Here is a 22,004-nt window from a genome sequence, read left to right as displayed (position 1 = left end):
CCCTGACAAATCCCCGTTCGTCGAAACCTTGCTGTGCATCGCGCGTAGCGTCCCCAAAGCGACTTGCAAAGCGGCGGCTTCCAAGGCTGCCCGGCTTGGGGAGACTTAAATGCGCAACAAGACACTGGCCCTGCTGATCGGCAGCGCGAGCCTCGCGCTCACCGCCGCGGCCTGCAAGAATGCAACCACCGACAACCAGGTCGAAGCGGCGGTCGGCAGTGCGTCGGGCATCAACCTTGCCGCGATGGATAAGAGCGTGAAGCCGGGCGACGACTTTTACGCTTATGCCAACGGCGGCTGGATGAAGAATAGCGAGATCCCTGCGGATCGAGGATCGATCGGCGCTTTCTTCGTCACTCAGCAAGAACTCGAAAAGCGGATGGACGGTTTGATGGCCGACCTTGGCAAGACCGAGGCCGCCGCCGGGTCGAATGAGCGCAAGCTTGCGGACTATCGCACTGCTTTCATGGACCAAGCCGGCATCGATGCGCGAACTCTTCCGGCGCTGAAGGCTGACATCGCCAAATTTCAGGCGATCCCCGACAAGCGGGCATTGGCAGGGGCGATTGGCGGAACGATCCGCGCCGACGTCGATCCGCTGAACGCGACCGACCTCAACACCGAAAACCTGTTCGGCATTTTCGTCACCCAGTCGATGGCCAACCCGTCGAAGAACGTCCCCTACCTCCTGCAGGGCGGGATCAGCCTTCCGGACCGCGACTATTATCTGTCCGCCGACCCGGCGATGGCCAAGCTCCGCGACGCCTATCGCCCGTTTATCGCGAAAATGCTGGCCAGTGCGGGGCTCGACAATGCCGAAGCGCGTGCAAAGCGGGTTTATGACCTTGAAGCAAAGATCGCGGCGGCGCACTCGACCATCGTCGAGACTGAGGACTCTACGAAGGTCCAGACCTGGAAGCAGTCCGATTTTGCCTCGCGGGCGCCAGGCATGGATTGGGGCGCTTTCTTCCAGGCAGCGCAGTTGTCGACTGTTCCTGAAATTGCAGTCTGGCACGCGGCGCCAACGCGCAAACTCGCGGCGCTAGTCGGCAGCGAGCCGCTCGACGCCTGGAAGGATTGGCTAGCTTTCCACCAGATTATCCAGGTCGGTCCCGTCCTTCCGACGCAGATGCACAAAGACGACTTTGCATTCTTCGGCACGACCCTGAATGGCACGCCACAGGAACGGCCCCGCGACAAGCAGTTGCAGAATGCGATCAACGGCCAACTCGGCGACGCGATGGGCCAGGCCTATGTCGCTAAATATTTCCCGGCTTCGTCCAAGGCAGAAATCGACACGATGGTCGCGGGGATCAAATCTGCCTTCGACAAGCGGATCGCCGCGCTGCCGTGGATGGCACCGGACACAAAGAAGGAAGCGCAGGCAAAGGTTACGACCATGAAGGTCGGCATCGGTTATCCTGACAAATGGCGCGACTATGGCGCGCTCGAAATCCGGCCCGACGATGCCTACGGCAATTACCGCCGCGCCGAGCTAACGGAGTATCAGCACCAGTTGGCGAAGTTGGGTAAGGCGCCGGACAAGGGCGAATGGTGGATGGTGCCGCAGATCGTCAACGCGCTGAACATCCCGCTGCAGAATGCACTGAACTTTCCCGCTGGCATCTTGGAATCGCCCTTCTATCACCCCGGCGCGGACGCTGCTGCCAATTACGGAGCGATCGGCGCGGTGATCGGCCACGAAATCAGTCACAGCTTCGACAATCTAGGGTCGACCTTCGATTCCCAAGGCCGCTTGCGTAACTGGTGGACTCCGGCAGACCTACAGAAATTCAACCAGTCGGGCCAAGCGCTGGTCGCGCAATATAACGGCTATGAAGCCCTGCCGGGCCTCAAGCTCAATGGGCGCCAGACGCTGGCTGAAAACATCGCCGACGTGGCGGGTCTCGCCGCCGCCTATGATGCCTACAAGGCGTCGCTGGGCGGGAAGGAAGCGCCAGTGATCGACGGCCTTACTGGCGACCAGCGCTTCTTCATCGCTTACGCCCAGACTTGGGCGACCAAGATGCGGGACGAAACACTCCGGGCCCGGGTCGCCACCGACGGCCACTCCCCCGGCAACTTCCGTGCGTTGACTGTCCGTAACGTCGACGCCTGGTACACGGCATTCAACGTGAAGCCGGGCGACAAGCTCTACCTCGCGCCCGAACAGCGCGTAAGGGTCTGGTGAACTTACTGGGCCTGCGCCGGCTGTGGCTGGTCGGCGCGGGCCTTCAGGTAACGTACGACCGCAGTCCGCTCATGGTCGGTGAACTTTGAAAAGCGATGCTTCCCGGTGATCGACATGAGGCCGAGGTCTTTTTTGACCTTGCCTTCGCCGGTCGTCAGCAGCCGCGCCAACTCCGCGTCATTGTAGGTACCGACTATATTAAGGCTTGGTGAAAAGCCTTCGTAGCCTTGCAGCTTGCCGTTGTGACATTCACTGCAAACGGTCATCGCGATGTAGCGGCCCAGTTTGTGCTGTTGGCCCAGGTCCTCCGGCTCTTGCGCACGGAAGCGGCGGATCATTTCGGTCGACGGCGCGAATTCGCCCTTCTTTTCCAGTTCGATAAAAAGCGGACCCTTCTTGACCGGCGGCATCTTATCGCCCCCTGCCTCCAGCGTTCGCAGATAGGCCACCAGCGCCGCATAGTCCGCATCGCTCACATATTGCAGGCTCTCGGCTGGCATGAAGTAAAAGGCGCGGCCATCTTTCGGCTGGCCATGGCGGATCAGCTTGTCGAGCGCGGCATCGTCGTAACTAGCCATTGCGAGCGTGACGTTTGGCGCCCACCAGTCGCCCATCGCCTTGTCTTCCGCCGTTACGTTTCGGCCGCGCAAATCATCACCGTGACAGCCCTTGCAACCGAGCAGCACGCTCAGCCGCTCGCCATGCGCCACTTTCGCGGCATCATCCCTATAATCCGCGCCATCGTAACTAATCGACGCAGGCGTCAGGGGCACGCCGGGTCCGTCGGTCGTGTTTGAGTTGCGGTCACAGGCAGCCAAGCCGGCCACCGCCAGGACGAACATGATCGGTCGCATTGAAGCCCCCTTCGTTGCGAAGGGGCATCTACCACGGAACGCCTGCGAAACTAAGCCCCGATCAGCTCACGCCCAATCAGCATGCGGCGGATCTCGTTGGTCCCCGCGCCGATGTCGAGCAGCTTGGCGTCGCGCATGTAACGTTCGACCGGCCAGTCCTTCGTGTAACCCGCGCCGCCTAGTGCCTGCACCGCCTCACCCGCCACCTTAAAGGCACTTTCGCTCGCCAGAAGGATCGCGCCCGCCGCGTCGAAGCGCGTCGTCCGCCCGGCGTCGCAATTCTTCGCCACCGCATAGACATAGGCGCGCGCCGAATTCAGCGCGACATACATGTCGGCGACTTTTGCCTGCATCAGCTGGAAAGAACCAATCGCCGTCCCGAACTGTTTGCGCTCGCGGACATAAGGAATGACCACGTCGAGGCAGGCCTGCATGATGCCCAGCTGGATACCGGCCAACACGGTGCGCTCATAATCAAGGCCGCTCATCAGCACCCCTACGCCGCCGTTTTCGGGGCCCATCACGTTTTCGGCCGGAACGAAGCAGTCGTCGAACACCAGTTCGCAAGTGGGCGACCCGCGCATGCCGCACTTGTCGATCTTCTGGCCGATGGAAAAGCCCTCCATCCCTTTCTCGATCAGAAAGGTGGTGATGCCGCGCGATCCTTCGCCGGTCTTGGCATAGACAACCAGCGTGTCGGCATAGGCGCCGTTGGTGATCCAAAACTTCGTGCCGTTAAGACGATATCCGTTGCCCGACTTTTCCGCCTTCAGCTTCATCGAGACGACGTCGCTGCCCGCTCCCGCCTCGCTCATCGCCAGCGCACCGACATGTTCGCCGCTGATCAGCTTGGGAAGATATTTGCGCTTCTGCTCCTCGTTCGCCCAGCGGCGGATTTGATTGATGCACAGGTTGGAATGGGCACCATAGCTGAGGCCGACCGACGCCGACGCGCGCGCTACTTCCTCCTGTGCCACGACATGCTCAAGGTAGCCAAGGCCAAGCCCGCCCCACTCCTCCTCGACAGTGATCCCGTGCAGACCAAGCTCGCCCATTTCCGGCCAAAGCTGCTTGGGAAATTCGTCCTTCTCGTCGATTTCGGCGGCAATCGGCGCGATGCGGTCGGCCGCGAAGCGCTGCGTCGTGTCGCGGATCGTATCCGCCAATTCGCCAAGGTCGAAATCGAGGCCGGGCATGTCGCTCATCTGTCTCTCCTGTCGGACGGGCGACTAGCGCGGCGCAAGGTCTTGGACAAGGCAGCCCGCAGGCCTATGTGCAGTGCAACAAATTTCACGGAGTCGATTTCACATGGCCACCGATCCCATCGTCATCCTGTCCATCGCGCGCACGCCTATGGGGTCTATGCAAGGCGCGCTAGCGGACGTGTCCGCGACCGACCTCGGCGCCACCGCCGTCAAGGCGGCGGTCGAGCGCGCGGGCGTGAAGGGCGACGAGATCGACCGCATCTACATGGGCTGCGTTCTGCCCGCCGGCCTCGGCCAGGCGCCGGCCCGCCAGGCGGCGATCAAGGCCGGCCTGCCCAAATCGGTGCAGGCGACCACCGTCAACAAGGTGTGCGGTTCAGGCATGCAGACCGTCATCATGGGTGAGGAAGCGCTTAAGGCCGGCAATGCCGACCTCATCGTCGCCGGCGGCATGGAATCGATGACCAACGCTCCCTACCTGTTGAAGAAGCATCGTTCGGGCGCGCGCATCGGCCATGACACGGCCTATGACCATATGTTCCTCGACGGCCTCGAGGATGCGTACGAAGCGGGCCGCGCCATGGGCACCTTTGCCCAATGCACCGCCGACGAATATCAGCTGACCCGGGAGGAGATGGACAATTATTCCATCGAAAGCCTGTCGCGCGCCAAGGCCGCAATCGAAAGCGGCGCATTTGCGAAAGAAATCGCCCCCGTCACCATTCAAGGACGTGGTGGCGAGGCTGTCGTCGACACCGACGAAGCGCCGGGCCGTGGCCGTCCCGACAAGATTCCGACGCTAAAGCCTGCATTTGCCAAGGATGGCACCATCACCGCCGCGACCAGCTCGTCAATAAGCGACGGCGCGGCGGCCGTTGTGCTCGCCCGTCAGGCGGATGCGGAGGCGAAAGGCCTGAAGCCGATCGCAACTATCGTCGCCAGCGCCGCCCATGCGCGCGAACCCAGCGAATTTACCGTCGCTCCCGCCGGTGCGATCGAGAAGGTGCTGAAGAAGGCCGGCTGGACCGTCGCCGACGTTGATCTGTGGGAAGTCAACGAAGCCTTCGCCTGCGTCGCCATGTTTGCGATGAAGGACCTCGGCATCCCGCACGAAAAGATCAACGTCCACGGCGGCGCAACCGCGCTAGGCCATCCGATCGGTGCCAGCGGCACGCGCATCCTCGTCACGCTGATCGGTGCGCTGCAGGCCAAGGGGCTGAAGCGCGGCGTGGCCAGCCTGTGCATCGGCGGCGGCGAGGCTACGGCGATCGCGGTCGAACTGGCCTGACCGCTCGGCTCGTGCGCTAGGCGCCGAAAACTGCTAACGCGACTCCCCTCGTCACAACAGGGAGAGAGATGATGCGGATAGTGATGACCTCACTGGCCGTGCTGGCGCTCATCGCGTGCAGCAAGCCCGCAGACACCACCAACGAAATCATCGCCGAAGAAAATATGGCGATGGATGAAAATGTGATGGACGCCAACTTGGCGACGCCCGCAGCTTTCCAACTCAACGAAACGACCTGGGAGTTCACTCAGGACGGCAAGCCGATGATGGAAACGGTCGACGCCAGTGGAAACTACATTGCTTGGTCAGGCACCGAGCATGTCGACCATGGCACGTCGGTTATGAAGGACGGCAAGGCCTGCTTCACCAGCGCGATGGACAAGGAAGGCGAGACCTGCTGGACGACCTCGCCGGTCGAGATCGGCCAATCGATGGAAACCACCAGTGACAAGGGCGAAAAACTGACCGTGAAGCGCGTCGCCTATATGGCTGCGCCGGACGCGGTGAAGGCCAAGTAAAACGCATTCGGGCGGCGCTTCGGAGAGCGCTGCCAAACCCTCACTCGAACGACGCGATGATCGGGCACGGCCCCTGCCCGGCCTCGCTGCATTCGCGGGCAAGTCGGGCCAGTGATGCGCGCGCCTGCTTCAGTTCTTCAATTTTTTCGTCAAGCGCGGCGATCCTTGAGCCTGCGAGTTCGCGAGCCCGCGCCCGGTCCTCACCGGCATCCAGCGCGATCAGTTCGGCGATTTCCGACAAGGTAAACCCGGCGGCTTGCGCCCGCTTGATAAATCGAATGCGTTCGACATCCGCCGTCGAATAACGCCTGATGCCCCCCGCGCGCGCCGGGACGGCTAGCAGCCCCTTTCGCTGGTAGAACCGCACCGTCTCCACCCCAACGCCTGCTTGGGCTGCCAGCGTTCCGATGGTCAAATCTACCATACTTGACTCCGTACCATGGTACGGGAGCTAAAGCCATGTCCGACTCGTTGAACAGGGAAGGACGACCCCCGATGACCAAGCTTGAATATGTCGAATCCCAAATGGTGAGGAAGGCCACGCTGTATCGAATGGTAATGCCCGGGCATATCTGCCCGTTCGGCCTGAAAGCGAAGCACCTGCTCGAAAGTCGCGGCTACCAGGTCGAGGACCGCCACTTGACCACCCGCGAAGCTGTCGATGCATTCAAGGCGACGCATGGCGTGGCCACAACGCCGCAAATCTTCATCGGCGGAGAAAGGGTCGGCGGCTTCGACGAGCTAAACCGATTTTTTGGCAAGGCCGTGCGGCCGACCGGCACGACCAGTTATGTACCCGTGATCGCGCTCTTCTCGATGACTGCGTTAGCGGCGTTGGCGCTCAGCGCATCGGTCTTCGGGACACCGCTGACCGTGCGGGCCGGCGAATGGTTCATCGGCCTTTCGATGACCGTGCTTGCCTTGCTGAAGTTGCAGGACGTTGAGAAATTCTCGTCTATGTTCCTCAACTATGACCTGCTGTCGCGCCGCTGGGTGCCCTACGCAAGCCTCTACCCATTCCTCGAAGGCGCAGCAGGCGTACTCATGGTCGCTGACCGGCTAACTTGGCTGTCGGTGCCGATTGCACTGTTCATCGGACTGGAGGGCGCGGTGTCCGTGTTCAAGGCGGTCTATGTTGACAAGCGCGAATTGAAATGCGCCTGCGTCGGGGGATCTTCCAACGTCCCGCTCGGCTTCGTCTCGCTGACCGAAAATGTGATGATGGTCGCGATGGCAATGTGGATGGGACGGATGCTGTTCTAGCGCATGCCCGCTCAAGCTATGCATTCGACCTCCGGCAATGCGTCCAATGCCAAGCCGTCAGCGCCGAACGCGCTCCGTGCCGGCTTGGGCGTCACCGAAATAGCTGACGTAGACTTTGGTCAACGCCAGCCAGAGACGCCAAGGGCCCTTTGCCTCAATCGAGTTGTTCGCCTGCGTCGACGCCCCAGATATCGGTCTGCGCGATATAGCCTTCGCGCTTCCCGATCTGGATGTGACACCAGCTTCCGTCGCAATTGTCGATGCGGCCGACGACGCCCGCCTCGGCTCGGTAACGCACGGGAGCTGATCCGTCGGCGCGTACCCGGATGTCACGCGGTTCGCCAGGCTTGATAATGCCCGTGCGGCGGTCGCTCAGCAGGGTAACCAGCATCCATCCCTGCTGACCGTCGGGATCCTCGATCTTGCGCCAGTTGGGATAGACCTGAATCACGCGGATAGGCAGGTCGCGTCGCTGGTAAAGCCAGACGCCAGGGTAGTTGCGCCCCGGCCCTGTGCGCATCATCGCCTCGCCCGATGCAATCGACGCCCAATAGGGTGGCGTCTTGTCCTGTGCGCTCGCCACGGTGGCGAGGGTCAGCAAGCCGGCGATGAAAAGCCCCCGCTTCACGGCCTAGGCCCCGGTCAGGATACGATCGACGAGCTGCTTCACGGTCGGAACGAACCCGTTCGAATAGAAGGGGTCCGACTTGAACCGGAACGCGGCGTGACCTGCGAACATCAGGTTTTCCTCGACTGGTCCGCCGTGCGCGATGTCCTGCAGCGTCTTCTGGATGCAGAAGCTGCGCGGGTCAGCCAAGCGCCCGGTGCTATTCTTCTCGTTGTCCGCCCAGCTGGAAAAGCTGCATTGCGAAAGACAGCCCATACAGTCCGCCTGATCCTTGCGGATGATCTTTTCTTCCTCCGGCGTGACGAACACCAGCGTGTCGTCCGGCGTCTTCATCGCGTTGGTAAACCCGGCACCATACCACTCGCGGGCGTGCTGGAGGTCACCCTTGGTCACCCAATAATTCTTCTTAGTGCCAATGCCTACGTCCAGCTCAAACGCATGGTCACCGATCGCTTCCTTGGTGAAAGCGATCTGCCGCTCGCTGCGCGCTTCCAGGTTGCGAAGGAACGGGTTGCGTACGGCGGACGAATAAAAGCCGGTCGGCGAGAAACGATGGAGCAGGACGTCGCCTTCCTCGAGCGTCATCAACCGCGCCTTCCAGTCCGGCGGGATCGGGCTTTCCTGCGTCAGCAGCGGCCGGGTTCCGAACTGGAACATGATCTGCCCAAGTTCGGGGTTGTCGATCCAGTTGTTCCACTCGTCCAGCCGCCACACGCCGCCCGCCATGACGATCGGCACGTCGTCGGAAATGCCACCCTCGCGCATTACGGCACGAAGCTCAGCGACGCGGGGATAGGGGTCCTGCGGCTTGCGCGGATCTTCGGCGTTCGACAGGCCGTTATGACCGCCCGCCAGCCACGGGTCTTCGTAAACAACAGCGCTCAGCCATTCGGCGGCCTTCGAATAGGCCCGCTTCCACAATGCACGAAATGCGCGGCCCGACGAAATGATCGGTAGGTAGGTAACGCCGTGGTGCGCAGCGATCTCACTCAGCTTGTAGGGCATGCCCGCGCCGCAGGTAACGCCGGCGACCAGGCCCTTGGTGCGTTCCAGGACGCCTTCGAGGACGCGCTGCGCACCGCCCATTTCCCAGAGGACGTTGATGTTAATCGCGCCCTTACCACCGGCAATGTCATGCGCGCGCTGGACCTGCGCTACGGCGCCGTCGATCGCATATTGGATCAGTTCCTCGTGACGCTCGCGCCGCGTCAAAGACTTGTAGACCTGCGGGATGATGCGGCCTTCGGGGTCATAGCTGTCGGCGTTGACCGCGGACACGGTGCCGATGCCACCTGCTGCGGCCCAAGCGCCGCTGCTGGCATGGTTGGTCGCCGAAACGCCTTTTCCGCCCTCAACCAGCGGCCAGACTTCACGGCCGCCATACAGGATGGGCTTCAACCCTTTGAACAATTGCCTCTCCACATGTCGTTTGAGGCCCCTATAAGCCGCAAGGGCCCGCTTGGCGCGGAAAAAATGCGTCAGGCGCTCAGCACATAATCCAGCCCAATGTCCACTGCAGGGGCCGACTGGGTAATGCGCCCGACCGAGATATAATCGACGCCGGTTTCGGCAATTGCTCGGATCGTATCAAGGTTGACGCCGCCCGATGCCTCGAGCGGAACTCGACCAGCAACCAGCGCGACGGCCTCCCGCAATGTTTCGGGCTTCATATTATCGAGGAGCAGCCGCTGCGCACCGGCTTCGAGAGCCGGTTCTATCTGCTCTATTCGGTCGACCTCGACCTGGATCTGCAATCCGCTGTCATAAGCTTTCGCCGCGCGCACTGCTTCGGCCACGCCACCGCGCACGCCTACATGATTGTCCTTGATGAGCAGGCCGTCATCCATCCGCATCCGGTGGTTCTCAGCCCCGCCCATACGTGCCGCATATTTTTCCAAGAGGCGAAGACCAGGAATGGTCTTGCGAGTGTCAAGCAAAGTTGCACCAGTCCCCGCGATTTCATCGGCGTAGCGCCGCGCCATGGTCGCGATCCCTGAGAGATGCTGCAGCGTGTTAAGCGCCGATCGCTCGGCGGCGAGCATCGCCCTCGCGTTGCCCTCCAGGCGCAAGAGAACCGTCCCGGCCACCACCGCGTCGCCATCCTTGACTAGACGCTCGATCAGCACCTCGCCGTCGAGTGCCTTGAAGAAAGCAAGAGCGATGTCGAGACCCGCGACCACGATTGGCTCGCGGCATTTCATTTCGGCAGTGAAACGGGCGGTCGGGTCGATAGTTGCCTTTGAGGTCACATCGCCGCCCGATCCTAGGTCTTCGGCAAGCACCCGGCGGACGAAGTCACCGAGGTCGAAGTGAGGCAGGTCCATCGTCTCTCCTGTTTTCGCGGCATTAGTCGGGATTGGAGAGCGGACTCAACCCTCCGGCGCCTCGGCTAACTGCTCGCCGCCTGCCGTCTCCCAATGCTCACCGCGTCGCACGAAACGCGTAGCATCCTGACTCGCATATCCTTTGCCGTCCCATGCCTGGACCGCGACAGTCACCTCGCCTTGTCCCGTTTCGATCAGGTTGAAGCTCTGCTCCTCGTCACGAAGTCTGGTCGAAGTCGCTGTCCCGGCCTGCACGACCAGCGCGGACCCTGCGTCGGTTACCAGATCTTTGGCATGATGGGCCGATGCGCGATGGTTGTGACCGGCCAGCAGCAGGTCGACCCCGGCATCCGCTACCGCGCCCAGCGCAAGCTCCTGCCGCCCAATGGCTTTGCCCAGTTCCGGCCCATCGCCGACCGGAAGCGCGAACATGGGGTGATGGGTCACGAGAATGCGGGTCGCTGCATCACGGGTTTTGGCGAAGGTCTGATTGATGTAGGCGACCTGCTCATTGTTAATGCGCCCATCCTTGAAAGTGAGCGACCGCGCTGTATTGATGCCGAGAACGGCGGCGTCGGGCAGTTCGTGGAATGGGCAAAGCGTCTCGTCGATGTAGCGACGATAACGCGTCAGCGGCGACAGGAAACGTCGCAGGACATCGTATAACGGAACGTCATGATTCCCCGGTACGCCGAGCACCTCATGCCCCGCGGCTTTAAGGCGCTCGAGAAACTGGCATGCCTGCTCGAACTGCTCGGTTCGAGCACGCTGGGTAAAGTCACCTGAGATGACGACGAGATCGGGTTTTACTTCGTCGATGCGATCCTCGACCGCCCGAACAAGGCGGTCGTCATGCGCTCCAAAATGCAGGTCGGAGAGATGGATTAGTCTGGCCATGGAGACGAGAACGCGGGTTGATTGCATTCGCTCCGAACCGCTTCCATGCTTTGGCACATGGACCGTACCGAAGCGAATAGCGGAACACGCGACGTAAGCGAACGGCTGCGCTTCGACTTGGCCCCTCTTGAAGACTGGATGGCGGAACATGTCGAGGGCTTCGAAGGACCACTGAGTGTCAGCCAGTTCAAGGGTGGCCAGTCCAACCCGACATACCGCCTAGATACGCCGTCAGGTCGCTCATTCGTCCTCCGACGCAAGCCGCCGGGCAAGCTACTTCCTGGCGCCCATGCCATCGACCGCGAGGCGCGCGTCATGGCCGCGCTCGGCAGACAGGCGTTCCCCGTGCCGCACGTCCACGGCCTGTGCGAGGACGAGAACGTCATCGGCACACCCTTTTTCGTCATGGACATGGTTGATGGGCGCATTGTGTGGGAAGCGTCCTTTCCCGGATTGTCCCGCGAGGCCCGCGCCGCCCACTTCGACGCCATGAACGCAACCATTGCCCAATTGCACAGCTACGATCCCGACAAAATCGGACTGGGGGATTACGGCCGGGCCAGCGGCTTCGTCGAGCGGCAAGTCGCTCGCTGGTCGAAGCAGTACGTACAGGACAATGATGCCGGCCGCCTGCCGCAGATGGATGCACTGGTAGACTGGCTGCAGAAGCATCTGCCGGCTGACAGCGGGGATGCCCGGGTCGTTCACGGCGACTTCCGCTGCGACAATATGATTTTTGCACCCGCGGAGCCGCGAGTGATCGCGGTCCTCGACTGGGAACTGTCCACGGTCGGCGATCCGACCGCGGACTTCGTCTACCACCTATTGATGTATCGGATGCCAGCCGGGATTTTCACTGGCCTAGCTGGGCTCGACCTCACTGCGCTCGGCATTCCATCGGAAGAAGATTATGTCACGGCCTATTGCCGTCGGACCGGCCGCGACCAACTGCCCCATGTCGACTATCTGATGGTCTTCGTCATGTTTCGGCTGGCGGCCATCCTGCATGGCATCAAGGGCCGGTTGGCGCGCGGCAACGCATCCTCCGCCCATGCCGCGCAGATGGTCGGACAGCTGGAGCTGTTGGCCGATCTCGCCCTTACACAGGCGCAAGCCGCGCAGCTCTGACTCGCGCCACGACGCAAAAGATTTTATCGGAAAGTTAACCGCGATCATCACGACGAGTCGTGAGCGGCGCGGACGTCGGGGGTCAGGGTCGTGCGAGACAGCAAGTCTTGGGAAAACCGCTGAGCGTGGACCAGCCGCGCCGCCTATGGGCTGCAGGCCCCGATCCGCTTCAGGACGAAGATCGGCCGACGCTGGAAGGCGTGATGCGTGAGTTGCGCCGCGTACCGATGGCGCGACTCTTGGCCACGACGCTGATTATTGCCTGGGCAGTACTCTTCGCTCGGTTCAGCTGGGAACTCCCGGTCAGTGTCGGACCGGATGACGACGGCACTGCTGAGTGGCACTTTCCGGCCCGCGCAGGCGAGCCGAGGCAAACTATTCCCATAGCGACGGACGCGGAGCGCGCGCTGTTCGACCTACGTCAAGCCGTCGGTGAACGCGGACGGAAGATTGTTCAGGACGATCGCATCGTCTTGGTACCCTATACGCAGGATACGTTGCGGGCGACGGCCAAGCGCTCGCCGCTTGACCGGGCCATCCTTGCCCGTGCGCTGACCAGCATCGACGCGATGGGGGCGAAGGCCATCGGGATCGATATTTTGATCGACCAGCCACAGCCCGAGGACGACCAACTCCTTTCCGCGCTACAATCGATGCGAACGCCGGTTTGGCTTGCGTATGCAACCCGCGCCTCTGCACCCGCCGAGATCGAGCAATGGCAGCAGCAGTTCATGGATGAATGGACGAAGCAGTTGGCGGGCAGCCAGGTGCGGCGAACTTCGGTCCGATTCGAAGCGGATGGCGATAACGTCCTTCGTCGCTGGCCGGCAATGCGGAACGACCTGCCCCAGTTTATGCCGCTCGCCCTGGCGGGTGCGCGCGAGGGGTTCGAATATGATGGAAGCGTAGATTTCCGGGTTCCGGCAAACCCGGAAAGGCCCGTCTTTGCCAAGCTTCCTATCGACTTATTCTCTTCCCCTGAAATGGCGTCGCTGTTGGCTGACCAGGTACGCGGTCGCGTGGTCCTGATTGGCGGCGACTTGCCCGACCGTGACCAGTTCGAGATTCCATCGACGCGGCTCGACGGTCCGACGATGAGTGGCCTTGAAATTCACGCAACTTTGTTGGCCCAGTTGCTCGACGGCCGCTTGCCCCGCCCTGCCGGATCTGTGTCGCTGTGGGCATTGGCATTGCTGGTAGTGCTGTGCGGCGCGTTCACCGCAATGCTGGACGTGAGGCCATGGGTCGTTGCCCTTGCGGTGCTTGGTCAACTTATCTTCTTCGCTGGGACGCCGTTCCTGCTCGAATGGCGCGGCATCGACACCTATGGCCTTCCAGCGTTCGGTTGGCTTGGCGGTTGGACGCTGGCCTACGCCGCGACGGGGGCGGCGGTACGCGCGATCGGGTCCGAGCAGCGGCGGTATGCGCAATCGGCGCTCGGCAAATATCTGCCGCGTGACATCGCGGCACAAATCCTTCGCGATCCGGCCAAGCTGTCGCTTACTGGGGAAAAACGGGCAATCTACACCTTGTTTACCGACATCGAGGGATTCACTGCGTTGAGCCACCGGCTGCCGCCGGAAAAGGTAGCGACCCTGCTCAACGCTTATCTCGACGGGATGAGTGAAATTGTTCTCGATCATGGCGGCACGATCGACAAGTTTGTCGGCGATGCCGTGGTTGCTTTCTGGGGAGCGCCGATTGCACGGGACGACGATGCCGACCGCGCCGCCAATGCGCTGCTTGCCATGAACCGCTTCACGCAGACGTTTTCCGAGACGCATCATGAGGCCGGTGCGCCACTAGGCCGGACGCGCGCCGGGCTTCATTTCGGAGATGCGGTCGTTGGCAACTTCGGTGGCGAAGGCCGGCTGAGCTATACCGCGCTGGGCGATGCAATGAACTGCGCTGCGCGGCTGGAGGGCGCCAACAAATATTTAAAGACCGTTGCGCTGGTCAGTGACGACGCAAAAAGCCGCACGACCCTCGATGTGTTTCGCCCTATGGGCCGCATCATTTTGTCAGGCCGCTCAACACCCGTGGTCGTGTGGGAACCCGTGCCGAACTTCGACCCAACGCTTCGGGCCCGGCTCGGCCAACTATGGGACAGGTTCGATTCCGGTGACCGCACCGCGCTCGACGAAATCGAGCAAATTTGCTTAACCCATGATAAGGATGCCGCATTATCGGCCTTTGCCTGCCGCCTGCGGGAGGCAGGGCCTGGCGGTGGGGTCGCACTGACGGAGAAATGACAATGGCTCGCTTGGCTTTGGTTGCGGCCGCTGCCGCGCTTCTCGTTTCCACATCGGCTGCCGCCGCCGTTTTGGTGGTTCGATCATCCGGTCCGTCCGCCGGCGCCTATCCTCCAGGAAAGGCTCTGCCCGATACGCACATGCTCAAGCTAAAGGCGAATGACACGATTGTGCTGCTTGATTCGCGGGGAACACGCTCGCTCCAGGGTCCGGGTAGTTTCAGCGCATCGGCCAGCGCTGCGCCGGTGAAGACGGCGACGACCGCCGGTACCAGCGTACGGCGTGTGCGGCTCGGGGCAGTCCGCGGAACCAACACGCGGAGCGTTTGGCAGGCTGACCTCGACCGGTCCGGAAATGTTTGCGTTGCCAATCCAGCCGATCTTGGATTGTATCGCGCCAACAGCGGATCTGAAGCTCACGTAACGCTTACCGACGCGGCCAGCGGCGCCAAGTCCGAGATTCATTTCGCGGCGGGCCAGTCGATCGCTGCATGGCCGGCGGCGCTGCCCGCGACGTCGGGCGCAAGAATCACGGTTTCGGGATTGTCGACCCCGGCGACGCTGACGCTAAAGGTGCTGTCGCCGGTTCCTTCCGGCCTTGAGGGAATGGCGCAGAGCTTGATCCGCGCTGACTGCCAGGCCCAACTCGACGTGCTGATCGACACGTTCAGCGCCCGCTCGGAAGGATAGACCGCAAGCCATGACGGTGATGCTGTTCCTGTACATCGTCATCTTCATTGCCGCGCTGGCCAGCCTGCTCGGCCGTTCCCGGCTGAGTAGTCACCTGATGATCGGTCTGGCGGGGGCGTTCGGCCTTGCCTACGGGCTTGAGGCGCACGGAATGATGGGCGGCATCGTTCCCCTGATCATCCTCGTTGTGGCCGCAGTGCAGGTCGCGAGCGTCCTTGGGGCTGACCGGGCTGCCCGTTTTTCCAAGGATGAGGAAGCGATGCTGTATGGTCCGCTTGAGGGACTTGGCCGGGCACAGGCCCGCCGCTTGCTGGACCAAGGCTACTGGATCGACGGTCGGCCGGGCGACGTGCTGACCCGCGAGGGACAGCACGCCACGCAACTTTTTTATTTGGTAACCGGCGAGGCGGAGGTACGTGCCCACGGCCACCTCGTCGGGCGGGTCGGGGCCGGCCAATTGATCGGGGAGGCCACGGTGCTGGGCGATGCGCCGGCAACCGCGACCGTCACCCTGACCGCGCCGAGCCGGTTCTGGTGCGCGCAGGGGCAGGCGTTGAACGCCTATCTGGCTGCCAACCCCGACGCGCGCCACGCCCTTGAACATGGCTTCACCATCAGCCTCCGCGAAAAGCTGGAGGCCATGAACCGGGCCGCGGCCCCAACTAGTTAGTCGGGAAGCCGCGCCGCTTCAGCAGAGCCTTCACGTCCGGATCGCGGCCGCGGAACTGGCGATAGGCTTCCGCCCGGTCGGTCTCGTTGCCCGTGGACAGGAGGAAGGTGCGGAACCCGTCGGCGATCTTGCGGTCGTAGGGGTTCCCCGCCGCGTCGAACGCCGCCCAGGTATCAGCGTCCATCGTTTCCGACCAAAGGTAGCTGTAATAGCCGGCCGAATAGCTGTCGGACGAGAAGAGGTGCCCGAACTGCGGAAGGCGATGGCGCATGACCATTTCCTTGGGCATGCCCAGTTCGGCCAGTGTCGCCTTTTCGAACGCGTCAGGATCAACCACGCCATCTTCCTTGGTGTGCAGCTTCATGTCGACCAGCGCAGACGATAGATACTCGACCGTGGCAAAGCCCTGGTTGAAGCTATCCGATGCCTCAATCTTCTTCACAAGCGCGTCGGGCATCGCTTCACCGGTCTTGTAGTGGCGCGCAAACTTGTCGAGCACAGGACGGGTCAGCAGCCAATTCTCGTTCACCTGGCTCGGATATTCCACGAAGTCACGGGGCGAGCCGCCCAGTGACGGGTATTTCACGTCACTGAGGTAGTAGTGAATTGCGTGGCCGAATTCGTGCCACAGCGTCGATGCATCATCGAGGCTGATGAGCACGGGCTGTCCGGCAGCGGGCTTGGTGAAGTTATTGTTGTTTGAACCCAGGACGATATTGTCATCCAGAAGGCGCGCGCGACTGCGATAGGTCGTTGCCCAAGCACCTGATCGCTTGCCGGTCCGAGCGTAGGTGTCGAAGTAAAATAGCCCGATGACGTCGCCCGTCTTCGCATTTGTCACTTCGAAGGTACGAACGTCGGGCTGGAATACCGGGACCTTGCCGGTGTTTTCCGTGAACCTCAGGTCGTAGAGCTGCTCCGCCGACCAGAACATTCCCTTCACCAGATTATCCAACTGGAAGTAGGGTTTGATCTCGTCCTGGCTGAGGTCGTACTTCGCCTTGCGGACCTTCTCCTGATAGAACCGATAATCCCACGGCTCGATATGCTGAAGCCCGTCCTTCTTCGCGAAGGTCATCTGGTCCGCGACCTCTTCCTTTACGCGAGCAACGGCGGCGGGCCAGACGCGCATCATCAGCTCCATCGCCTTGGCGGGTGATTTGGCCATCGTGTCCTGCATCCGCCAGTCGGCGTGGGTCTTGTAGCCGAGAAGGTGCGCGCGATCGGCGCGAAGTTTAACGATCTTCGCGATGAGCGCATTGTTGTCGCTGGCGTTGCCGTTGTCGCCGCGATTGGCGAAAGCAGTCCACACCTTCTGGCGAAGAGCGCGGTTGGTGGCAAAGCTCAGTACCGGTTCCACCGCGGAGCGTGTGTTGCGAATGGCAAAGCTGCCAGCGGGAAGACCGGCTTCCTTCGCCGCTGCCGCCGCAGCGTCCTTCACGTCTTGCGGGACGCCGGCCAGCTCGGCCGCGGTCGCTTGGGTAAAGGTCCCTTCGTCGGCAAGCAGGCGCGAATTGAACTCGGAAAATGCCGACGCGAGCTGCTGGTTGTAGGCAGTGAGCTGCGACTTCTGTTCCGCATTGAGCTTCGCACCCCGCCGCACGAAGCCCTCATAGGTCCGCGTCAGAAGGCGATCCTGCTTGGCGTCGAGGCCCAGCTCGCCCTTCTTGTTGTAGAGATCCTGGATGCGCTCGAAAAGTGCGCCGTTGAGGTTGATCTTGTCATAGGCCGCCGACAGCTTAGGCGACCATTCCTTGTCGAGCGCCTGGTAGGCCGGCGTCGACATATTGTCGGTCATGACGCCGAACACGGATGTCACCCGGTCGAGTTTCTGTCCCGACTTTTCCATCGCCTCGATCGTGTTTGCGAAGGTGGGCGTATCCTTGTTGGATGCAATCGCCTCGATCTCGCGCAGCATTTCGTCGATGCCGGCCTGGAGCGCTTCGGGGAATTGCTCCGGCTTCACCTTGTCCCACGGCGGAACCCCATCATAGGGCCCGGTCCAATCCTGGAGCAGAACATTGGTCGAAACGGCAGCGGTCGGTACGGCAGCAGGCTGCGCGAACGCCGGCACGGCTGCAAGCATGGCAAAAGCAGCAGCGCTGCTCAAAAGGATCGTTTTCAAGATATTCTCCCCGAATGGACTCTCGCGCGAGGGCCTAGCGGGAAGCGGCTGAACTCAGGGCAACCGTTTCGACAAGCGGCTGTCAGGGTCGACCAAATTCACTCCCAAGCAGCAGCAGTAGCTTTACGTCGATAGCGCAGTCTTCAGCGCGCTTTTGCTCGACAAAGGCGGCAACGTCAGGGCGAGGGACCAAGTGAACTTCGATCTCTTCATGCTCCGTGCCTCCGCCATCGCCGATGCGTGTCAGCCCATTCGCGCGGACCAAGGTAAATCCCTCGGCCACCATGCCGGGCGAACTGAAAAATTCGCCCAGGCGCTCAACATGCGTCGCTGTGAAGCCCGTTTCTTCCTCCAATTCCTTGATCGCGGTGTCCTCGACTGTCGCGCCCGGATCCTCGTCGCCGACCAGGCCTGCCGGCAATTCGAGGCATTTTCGGTTTCCGAGGGGGACTCGCGCCTGTTCGACCAGGATCACCTTGCCCTCATGTTCCGCGAGGATGACGACCGCATGGACACCGCCACAGCGTTCGACAAACTCCCACCGTCCATCGCGGACGATGCGGATCCACTTGCCTTCCCACTCGACGATGCCGCTCACAGCTCGATCAGCTTGTCGGGAATCTCGTTGGTGTCTTCGTGGCTTTTCGGAAAATGCTCAGCTAGCACTTCTCCTATCAGTTCCACCGCGGCGACAATTCCATCGGCCGGTCGTCCATCCTTCACATGGGTAATCAGCGTTGCCATCGCCTCTCCCCAAGTCTCGGGAGTCGTGACCGCGGTGATCGCTTCATCGCCGACTATTTCCGCGCGGTGCTCCCCCATCGAAAGATAGATCAGGATACCGGTACGCCCGACCGTCCGACGTTCCGCACCGGTCTTGAACAGCATGATGGCGCGGCGCCTGACGCGACGCGTCTTGGTGGTTGCCGGCGTCAGGAACAGGCGGAGCGGACGCCACTTCATCAAGAACAGCGCGACCAGGAATTTGAGCAACGCAATGCCGAGCAGGAGCGTCAACAGCTGGCGGAGACCAGGCTCTGCGCTCCAGCCCATCAACCAGCTCCACCACAGCTCCAGCTGGTGCGGCCAAGCGGCGAAAAAGGCCAGAACGATAAAGAGCACGAGCACTGCATAATGCAGGCCGACATCGTGATAGGCATCGGACTGATCGGCCGAAATGGCGATAATCTCGCCATCGCTTTTCGCTTCCGCCTCGGCAATGGCAGCACTCACCCGGGCGTGATCGGCCTCGGTCAATTTCAGCATTACCATCCCCCTGAAGCGCCGCCGCCGCCAAACGATCCGCCGCCGCCGGAGAAGCCGCCGAAGCCGCCGCCTCCCCCGCCCCAGCTACCGCCGCCTCCGCCCCAGCCGCCGCCACCACGTGATGCGCGACTAATTTCGTTGAGGCCCCACAGAACCACCCAAGGATCGATTCCTCCCTTACGTCGGCGATAGCGTTTCCCGCCGGCCCTGCTGGCGATCGAACCAATGATGATGAAGAAAAAGACGACTATGAAAATGACCGGGATGAAGCCGACGCCGCTGCGCTCCCGCTTCACTTCTGTGGCACCGATCTGTTCGGCGCGGCGGGCTGCCTCTTCAGGCGGAAGCTGCATCATTTCGATGATCTTGTCCGCGCCGGCGACAATCCCGCCCCCCATGTCACCCTGCTTGAAGCGCGGCAGGATGCTTTCGCGGATGATGACGCTAGAAACCGCATCGGTCAGGAACACGCGCGCTCCATATCCGGTCTCGATCCGCACCTTGCGCTCGTTGGGTGCGACGAGGAGGATGACGCCGTCGTCCTCCTCCTTCTGACCGATCCCCCATTCACGACCCAGCCGGTAGCCATAGTCTTCGATAGTCCGTCCTTCGAGGCTGTTCACGGTCGCAACGACAAATTGCCGCCCCGACGCAGCTTCGAGCGCTTCGGACTTTGAGGTGATGTCGATGACCTGGGCTGGGGTCAGCAACTGAGCCTGGTCCACGACCCGGCCCGTAAGCTTGGGAAAGGTCTGCGCATGGGCGGGGCTGACGACCACAAGGACCGCCAGCCACAGCGCGACAAAAATGCGAGCCATCTTAGCCCGCGGTGTTGAAATCGACCTTTGGCGCTTCCTGCGCCCCGGCCGCCGCTTCGAACGGAACCTTCGGCTTTGCTCCGTAGAAAATCTTCGCGCCGATCGCGTCGGGGAAAGTGCGGATTCGGGTATTATAGGCCTGTACCGCCTCATTATAATCGCGGCGAGCAACGAGGATCGAATTTTCCGTGCCTTCGATCTGTGACTGCAGGGTCAGGAAATTCGTGTTCGACTTCAGGTCGGGATAGGCTTCCTGGAGGCGCTGCAGCGGAATAATCGCCTGCGTCAGGCGATTCTGCGCGTCATTGAAGGCGCGAACCTTTTCGGGATCGTCGAGATCCGCGGCGCTAAGCTGGACGCGCCCCGCATCGGCGCGGGCCTGCGTTACTTCGATCAGAACCTTGCTCTCCTGCTGGGCATAGCCCTTCACGGTCGCGACCAAGTTGGGAATAAGGTCAGAGCGGCGCTGATATTCGCTCTGCACGTCCGCCCATTTCGCGTTGACGTTTTCCTCGGCCGTCGGGACCGAGTTGAGGCCGCAGCCCGCAACGCTGAGCGCGGCGGCCGGAGCGAGAAGTCCAAAGCGGCGAAGTGCGGTCATGAAAAAAACCCCCATGCGGGCAAAAGTGCCTTGGCGATAGGTAAGGCGATGTCTCGCCCCTTTCAATTGTCGGCGAACAGACACAGGATAGACGTCCCTTCCATCGACTTCGGGGGAAAAGTCATGCTTTCCGAATTCAAGGCCTTCATTGCCAAGGGCAACGTGCTGGACCTTGCCGTCGCCGTCATCATCGGCGCAGCATTTGGCACGATCGCAACTAGCCTGACTGGTGACATCATCATGCCAATCGTCGGCGCGATTTTCGGTGGTCTGGATTTCAGCAGTCACTTTGTGACGCTGGGCCCCATCCCCGACACCTTCGCGGGGAATCCCGCAAACTATGCCGAGTTGAAAGCCGCTGGCGTTCCCGTCCTTGGGTGGGGCCAGTTTCTGACCGTACTGATTAACTTCCTGATCCTCGCTTTCATCATCTTCCTGCTCGTGCGTTATGCGAACAAGATCATGAAGCGCGGGGAAGAAGCTCCCGCCGGTCCGACCGAAGTCGACCTGCTTACCGAGATCAGGGACGAACTAAAAAAGCGTCCGTAACCCCGGTTTGCTCCCGCTGCGAAGCGGGAGCGGCCGTTACAACCTCAACAGCATCTCCGGCACTTTTGTCGTTTCCGAGCTGACATCCCAGCGGACCTGTTTCCCGGCAGTGCCAGCAATCGGTCCATCCTCGCTATTGTTGGTCAGTATTTCCCCGTCGGTTGTAATGGTGAACCGACCTTCGGCGAGCGAGGGCGGGCCGTCGCCTTTGTCAGGCAGATTCAGCATCTTGGCGCGACCGCTGAGAGGTCCCAAGCCGCCATTCAGCGCCGGTGCGGTGACCATAACGGTCCGATCTTGCCTGCGACGGATCATGACGAAGGGAATGACGATGTCGGATTCCGGCATCATCGGAAATGCATAGTCCTGTCCGACACGGCCTTCGAAATGATAGTCGACGTCGAACATGCCCTTGCCCTTATAGATCACCGAGCGCCAACCTTGGTATTTCATCAAGTTCGCGGCAAAGCGGCGGTTGGACGCATCATCAGAGCTCGGCAAGCCCAGCACCTTGGCCACGTTTTCGCCTTCCTTACGGCGCTGCTCGACCTTTTCCGCGCTTTCTTTTTCATGCTGCGCCTTGAGCTTCGCAGTTCTGCAGCGGTGCAAGCGCGCTTTTCCACCTCTTTTTCATCTGAGCCATCGACCGGGTCAGTCCTGACTTCCGTATCCACAATTTCGGCCCGGCCGTCGGCATAGCAGCGCGCCATGTCATTTTCCCACGGCAGCGGCGCCGGA

Annotated in this window: 22 protein-coding genes and 1 pseudogene; 9 read left to right on the top strand and 14 right to left on the bottom strand. The window is 61.6% G+C overall.

Going from position 1 to position 22,004, the window contains the following annotated elements; translation table 11 throughout:
- Positions 1–109: 109 nt before the first annotated feature.
- Positions 110–2,191 (top strand): M13 family metallopeptidase, encoded by a 2,082-nt coding sequence (locus tag D3M59_RS08935; RefSeq protein WP_119533285.1) that lies wholly within the window; start codon positions 110–112, stop codon positions 2,189–2,191.
- A gap of 2 nt (positions 2,192–2,193) precedes the next feature.
- Here D3M59_RS08935 and D3M59_RS08930 read toward each other — a convergent pair whose 3' ends face one another.
- Entirely contained in the window at positions 2,194–3,045 is an 852-nt protein-coding gene (locus D3M59_RS08930) for a cytochrome c (RefSeq protein ID WP_119533284.1), read from the bottom strand.
- Positions 3,046–3,095: 50 nt separating this feature from the next.
- On the bottom strand, positions 3,096–4,241 hold the full coding sequence (locus D3M59_RS08925) for an isovaleryl-CoA dehydrogenase (protein ID WP_119533372.1): 1,146 nt from the start codon (positions 4,239–4,241) through the stop codon (positions 3,096–3,098).
- 112 nt (positions 4,242–4,353) lie between these two features.
- On the opposite strand from D3M59_RS08925, the gene D3M59_RS08920 reads away from it, so the two are divergent.
- Both D3M59_RS08920 and D3M59_RS08915 read left to right on the top strand, forming a co-directional pair.
- Complete coding sequence (locus D3M59_RS08920; protein ID WP_119533283.1) at positions 4,354–5,538, top strand: acetyl-CoA C-acyltransferase; 1,185 nt, start codon at positions 4,354–4,356, stop codon at positions 5,536–5,538.
- A 68-nt stretch (positions 5,539–5,606) separates the two neighbouring features.
- A complete protein-coding gene (locus D3M59_RS08915) occupies positions 5,607–6,056 on the top strand; it encodes a hypothetical protein (protein ID WP_147416734.1) in 450 nt (149 codons plus the stop codon).
- A 40-nt stretch (positions 6,057–6,096) separates the two neighbouring features.
- Here D3M59_RS08915 and D3M59_RS08910 read toward each other — a convergent pair whose 3' ends face one another.
- Positions 6,097–6,480, bottom strand: a complete 384-nt coding sequence (locus tag D3M59_RS08910; protein ID WP_119533281.1) for a MerR family transcriptional regulator — start codon at positions 6,478–6,480, stop codon at positions 6,097–6,099.
- 71 nt (positions 6,481–6,551) lie between these two features.
- Here D3M59_RS08910 and D3M59_RS08905 point away from each other — a divergent pair, with 71 nt between their 5' ends.
- On the top strand, positions 6,552–7,319 hold the full coding sequence (locus D3M59_RS08905; RefSeq protein ID WP_233543205.1) for a MauE/DoxX family redox-associated membrane protein: 768 nt from the start codon (positions 6,552–6,554) through the stop codon (positions 7,317–7,319).
- Positions 7,320–7,330: 11 nt separating this feature from the next.
- Here D3M59_RS08905 and D3M59_RS12280 read toward each other — a convergent pair.
- From D3M59_RS12280 to D3M59_RS08880, 5 genes and pseudogenes are all read right to left on the bottom strand, one after another.
- Positions 7,331–7,402: pseudogene (locus D3M59_RS12280) on the bottom strand (RidA family protein); the annotation flags it as partial.
- Between the two features lie 71 nt (positions 7,403–7,473).
- The gene (locus D3M59_RS08895) at positions 7,474–7,947 is read right to left on the bottom strand and encodes an SH3 domain-containing protein (RefSeq protein ID WP_119533280.1); all 474 of its coding nucleotides are present in this window, start codon (positions 7,945–7,947) and stop codon (positions 7,474–7,476) included.
- 3 nt (positions 7,948–7,950) lie between these two features.
- A complete protein-coding gene (locus D3M59_RS08890; protein ID WP_119533279.1) occupies positions 7,951–9,357 on the bottom strand; it encodes an NAD(P)H-dependent flavin oxidoreductase in 1,407 nt (468 codons plus the stop codon).
- A 68-nt stretch (positions 9,358–9,425) separates the two neighbouring features.
- Positions 9,426–10,271, bottom strand: coding sequence for a carboxylating nicotinate-nucleotide diphosphorylase (gene nadC / locus D3M59_RS08885; protein WP_119533278.1), 846 nt, complete (start codon positions 10,269–10,271; stop codon positions 9,426–9,428).
- A 45-nt stretch (positions 10,272–10,316) separates the two neighbouring features.
- Positions 10,317–11,168 (bottom strand): metallophosphoesterase family protein, encoded by an 852-nt coding sequence (locus D3M59_RS08880; protein WP_119533370.1) that lies wholly within the window; start codon positions 11,166–11,168, stop codon positions 10,317–10,319.
- A gap of 57 nt (positions 11,169–11,225) precedes the next feature.
- Here D3M59_RS08880 and D3M59_RS08875 point away from each other — a divergent pair, with 57 nt between their 5' ends.
- The 4 genes from D3M59_RS08875 to D3M59_RS08860 all read left to right on the top strand — a co-directional run bounded on the left by D3M59_RS08875 (position 11,226) and on the right by D3M59_RS08860 (position 15,907).
- Positions 11,226–12,296 carry a phosphotransferase family protein gene (locus D3M59_RS08875; protein WP_119533369.1) on the top strand — a complete coding sequence of 357 codons (1,071 nt, stop codon included), beginning with the start codon at positions 11,226–11,228 and terminating at the stop codon, positions 12,294–12,296.
- A gap of 125 nt (positions 12,297–12,421) precedes the next feature.
- The gene (locus tag D3M59_RS08870; RefSeq protein ID WP_147416733.1) at positions 12,422–14,548 is read left to right on the top strand and encodes an adenylate/guanylate cyclase domain-containing protein; all 2,127 of its coding nucleotides are present in this window, start codon (positions 12,422–12,424) and stop codon (positions 14,546–14,548) included.
- A 2-nt stretch (positions 14,549–14,550) separates the two neighbouring features.
- Positions 14,551–15,237, top strand: coding sequence for a hypothetical protein (locus tag D3M59_RS08865; RefSeq protein WP_119533276.1), 687 nt, complete (start codon positions 14,551–14,553; stop codon positions 15,235–15,237).
- A gap of 10 nt (positions 15,238–15,247) precedes the next feature.
- Positions 15,248–15,907, top strand: coding sequence for a cyclic nucleotide-binding domain-containing protein (locus D3M59_RS08860; RefSeq protein WP_119533275.1), 660 nt, complete (start codon positions 15,248–15,250; stop codon positions 15,905–15,907).
- Here D3M59_RS08860 and D3M59_RS08855 read toward each other — a convergent pair.
- The 5 genes from D3M59_RS08855 to D3M59_RS08835 all read right to left on the bottom strand — a co-directional run bounded on the left by D3M59_RS08855 (position 15,900) and on the right by D3M59_RS08835 (position 20,717).
- The gene (locus D3M59_RS08855) at positions 15,900–18,032 is read right to left on the bottom strand and encodes a M3 family metallopeptidase (protein ID WP_325048611.1); all 2,133 of its coding nucleotides are present in this window, start codon (positions 18,030–18,032) and stop codon (positions 15,900–15,902) included. The genes D3M59_RS08860 and D3M59_RS08855 overlap by 8 nt on opposite strands.
- Positions 18,033–18,114: 82 nt before the next feature.
- Positions 18,115–18,630, bottom strand: a complete 516-nt coding sequence (locus D3M59_RS08850) for an NUDIX hydrolase (RefSeq protein ID WP_119533273.1) — start codon at positions 18,628–18,630, stop codon at positions 18,115–18,117.
- On the bottom strand, positions 18,627–19,304 hold the full coding sequence (locus D3M59_RS08845; protein WP_119533272.1) for a TPM domain-containing protein: 678 nt from the start codon (positions 19,302–19,304) through the stop codon (positions 18,627–18,629). The genes D3M59_RS08850 and D3M59_RS08845 overlap by 4 nt, the downstream gene beginning before the upstream one ends.
- Complete coding sequence (locus tag D3M59_RS08840) at positions 19,298–20,116, bottom strand: TPM domain-containing protein (RefSeq protein WP_119533271.1); 819 nt, start codon at positions 20,114–20,116, stop codon at positions 19,298–19,300. The genes D3M59_RS08845 and D3M59_RS08840 overlap by 7 nt, the downstream gene beginning before the upstream one ends.
- Position 20,117: 1 nt before the next feature.
- Positions 20,118–20,717 (bottom strand): LemA family protein, encoded by a 600-nt coding sequence (locus tag D3M59_RS08835; protein WP_119533368.1) that lies wholly within the window; start codon positions 20,715–20,717, stop codon positions 20,118–20,120.
- Between the two features lie 123 nt (positions 20,718–20,840).
- Between D3M59_RS08835 and mscL the strand changes: the two genes are divergently transcribed.
- Positions 20,841–21,266, top strand: a complete 426-nt coding sequence (gene mscL, locus D3M59_RS08830; protein WP_119533270.1) for a large conductance mechanosensitive channel protein MscL — start codon at positions 20,841–20,843, stop codon at positions 21,264–21,266.
- Between the two features lie 36 nt (positions 21,267–21,302).
- Here the strand turns inward: mscL and D3M59_RS08825 are convergent, their stop codons facing one another.
- Complete coding sequence (locus tag D3M59_RS08825) at positions 21,303–21,875, bottom strand: hypothetical protein (protein ID WP_147416732.1); 573 nt, start codon at positions 21,873–21,875, stop codon at positions 21,303–21,305.
- Positions 21,876–22,004 lie beyond the last annotated feature (129 nt).

Source organism: Sphingomonas edaphi, assembly GCF_003583725.1.
Classification (GTDB): Bacteria; Pseudomonadota; Alphaproteobacteria; order Sphingomonadales; family Sphingomonadaceae; genus Sphingomicrobium; species Sphingomicrobium edaphi.
The sequence above is the reverse complement of the archived record's forward strand: the minus strand, read 5'-3'. Positions and strand labels throughout refer to the sequence as shown.

Coding starts and splice junctions, on each gene's coding strand:
- mscL (WP_119533270.1), top strand. CDS start 20,841: ATGCTTTCCGAATTCAAGGCCTTCATTGCCAAGGGCAACGTGCTGGAC.
- D3M59_RS08880 (WP_119533370.1), bottom strand. CDS start 11,168: ATGGCCAGACTAATCCATCTCTCCGACCTGCATTTTGGAGCGCATGAC.
- D3M59_RS08845 (WP_119533272.1), bottom strand. CDS start 19,304: ATGGTAATGCTGAAATTGACCGAGGCCGATCACGCCCGGGTGAGTGCT.
- D3M59_RS08835 (WP_119533368.1), bottom strand. CDS start 20,717: ATGACCGCACTTCGCCGCTTTGGACTTCTCGCTCCGGCCGCCGCGCTC.
- D3M59_RS08840 (WP_119533271.1), bottom strand. CDS start 20,116: ATGGCTCGCATTTTTGTCGCGCTGTGGCTGGCGGTCCTTGTGGTCGTC.
- D3M59_RS08935 (WP_119533285.1), top strand. CDS start 110: ATGCGCAACAAGACACTGGCCCTGCTGATCGGCAGCGCGAGCCTCGCG.
- D3M59_RS08930 (WP_119533284.1), bottom strand. CDS start 3,045: ATGCGACCGATCATGTTCGTCCTGGCGGTGGCCGGCTTGGCTGCCTGT.
- D3M59_RS08925 (WP_119533372.1), bottom strand. CDS start 4,241: ATGCCCGGCCTCGATTTCGACCTTGGCGAATTGGCGGATACGATCCGC.
- D3M59_RS08860 (WP_119533275.1), top strand. CDS start 15,248: ATGACGGTGATGCTGTTCCTGTACATCGTCATCTTCATTGCCGCGCTG.
- D3M59_RS08920 (WP_119533283.1), top strand. CDS start 4,354: ATGGCCACCGATCCCATCGTCATCCTGTCCATCGCGCGCACGCCTATG.
- D3M59_RS08875 (WP_119533369.1), top strand. CDS start 11,226: ATGGACCGTACCGAAGCGAATAGCGGAACACGCGACGTAAGCGAACGG.
- D3M59_RS08910 (WP_119533281.1), bottom strand. CDS start 6,480: ATGGTAGATTTGACCATCGGAACGCTGGCAGCCCAAGCAGGCGTTGGG.
- D3M59_RS08905 (WP_233543205.1), top strand. CDS start 6,552: ATGACCAAGCTTGAATATGTCGAATCCCAAATGGTGAGGAAGGCCACG.
- D3M59_RS08915 (WP_147416734.1), top strand. CDS start 5,607: ATGATGCGGATAGTGATGACCTCACTGGCCGTGCTGGCGCTCATCGCG.
- nadC (WP_119533278.1), bottom strand. CDS start 10,271: ATGGACCTGCCTCACTTCGACCTCGGTGACTTCGTCCGCCGGGTGCTT.
- D3M59_RS08865 (WP_119533276.1), top strand. CDS start 14,551: ATGGCTCGCTTGGCTTTGGTTGCGGCCGCTGCCGCGCTTCTCGTTTCC.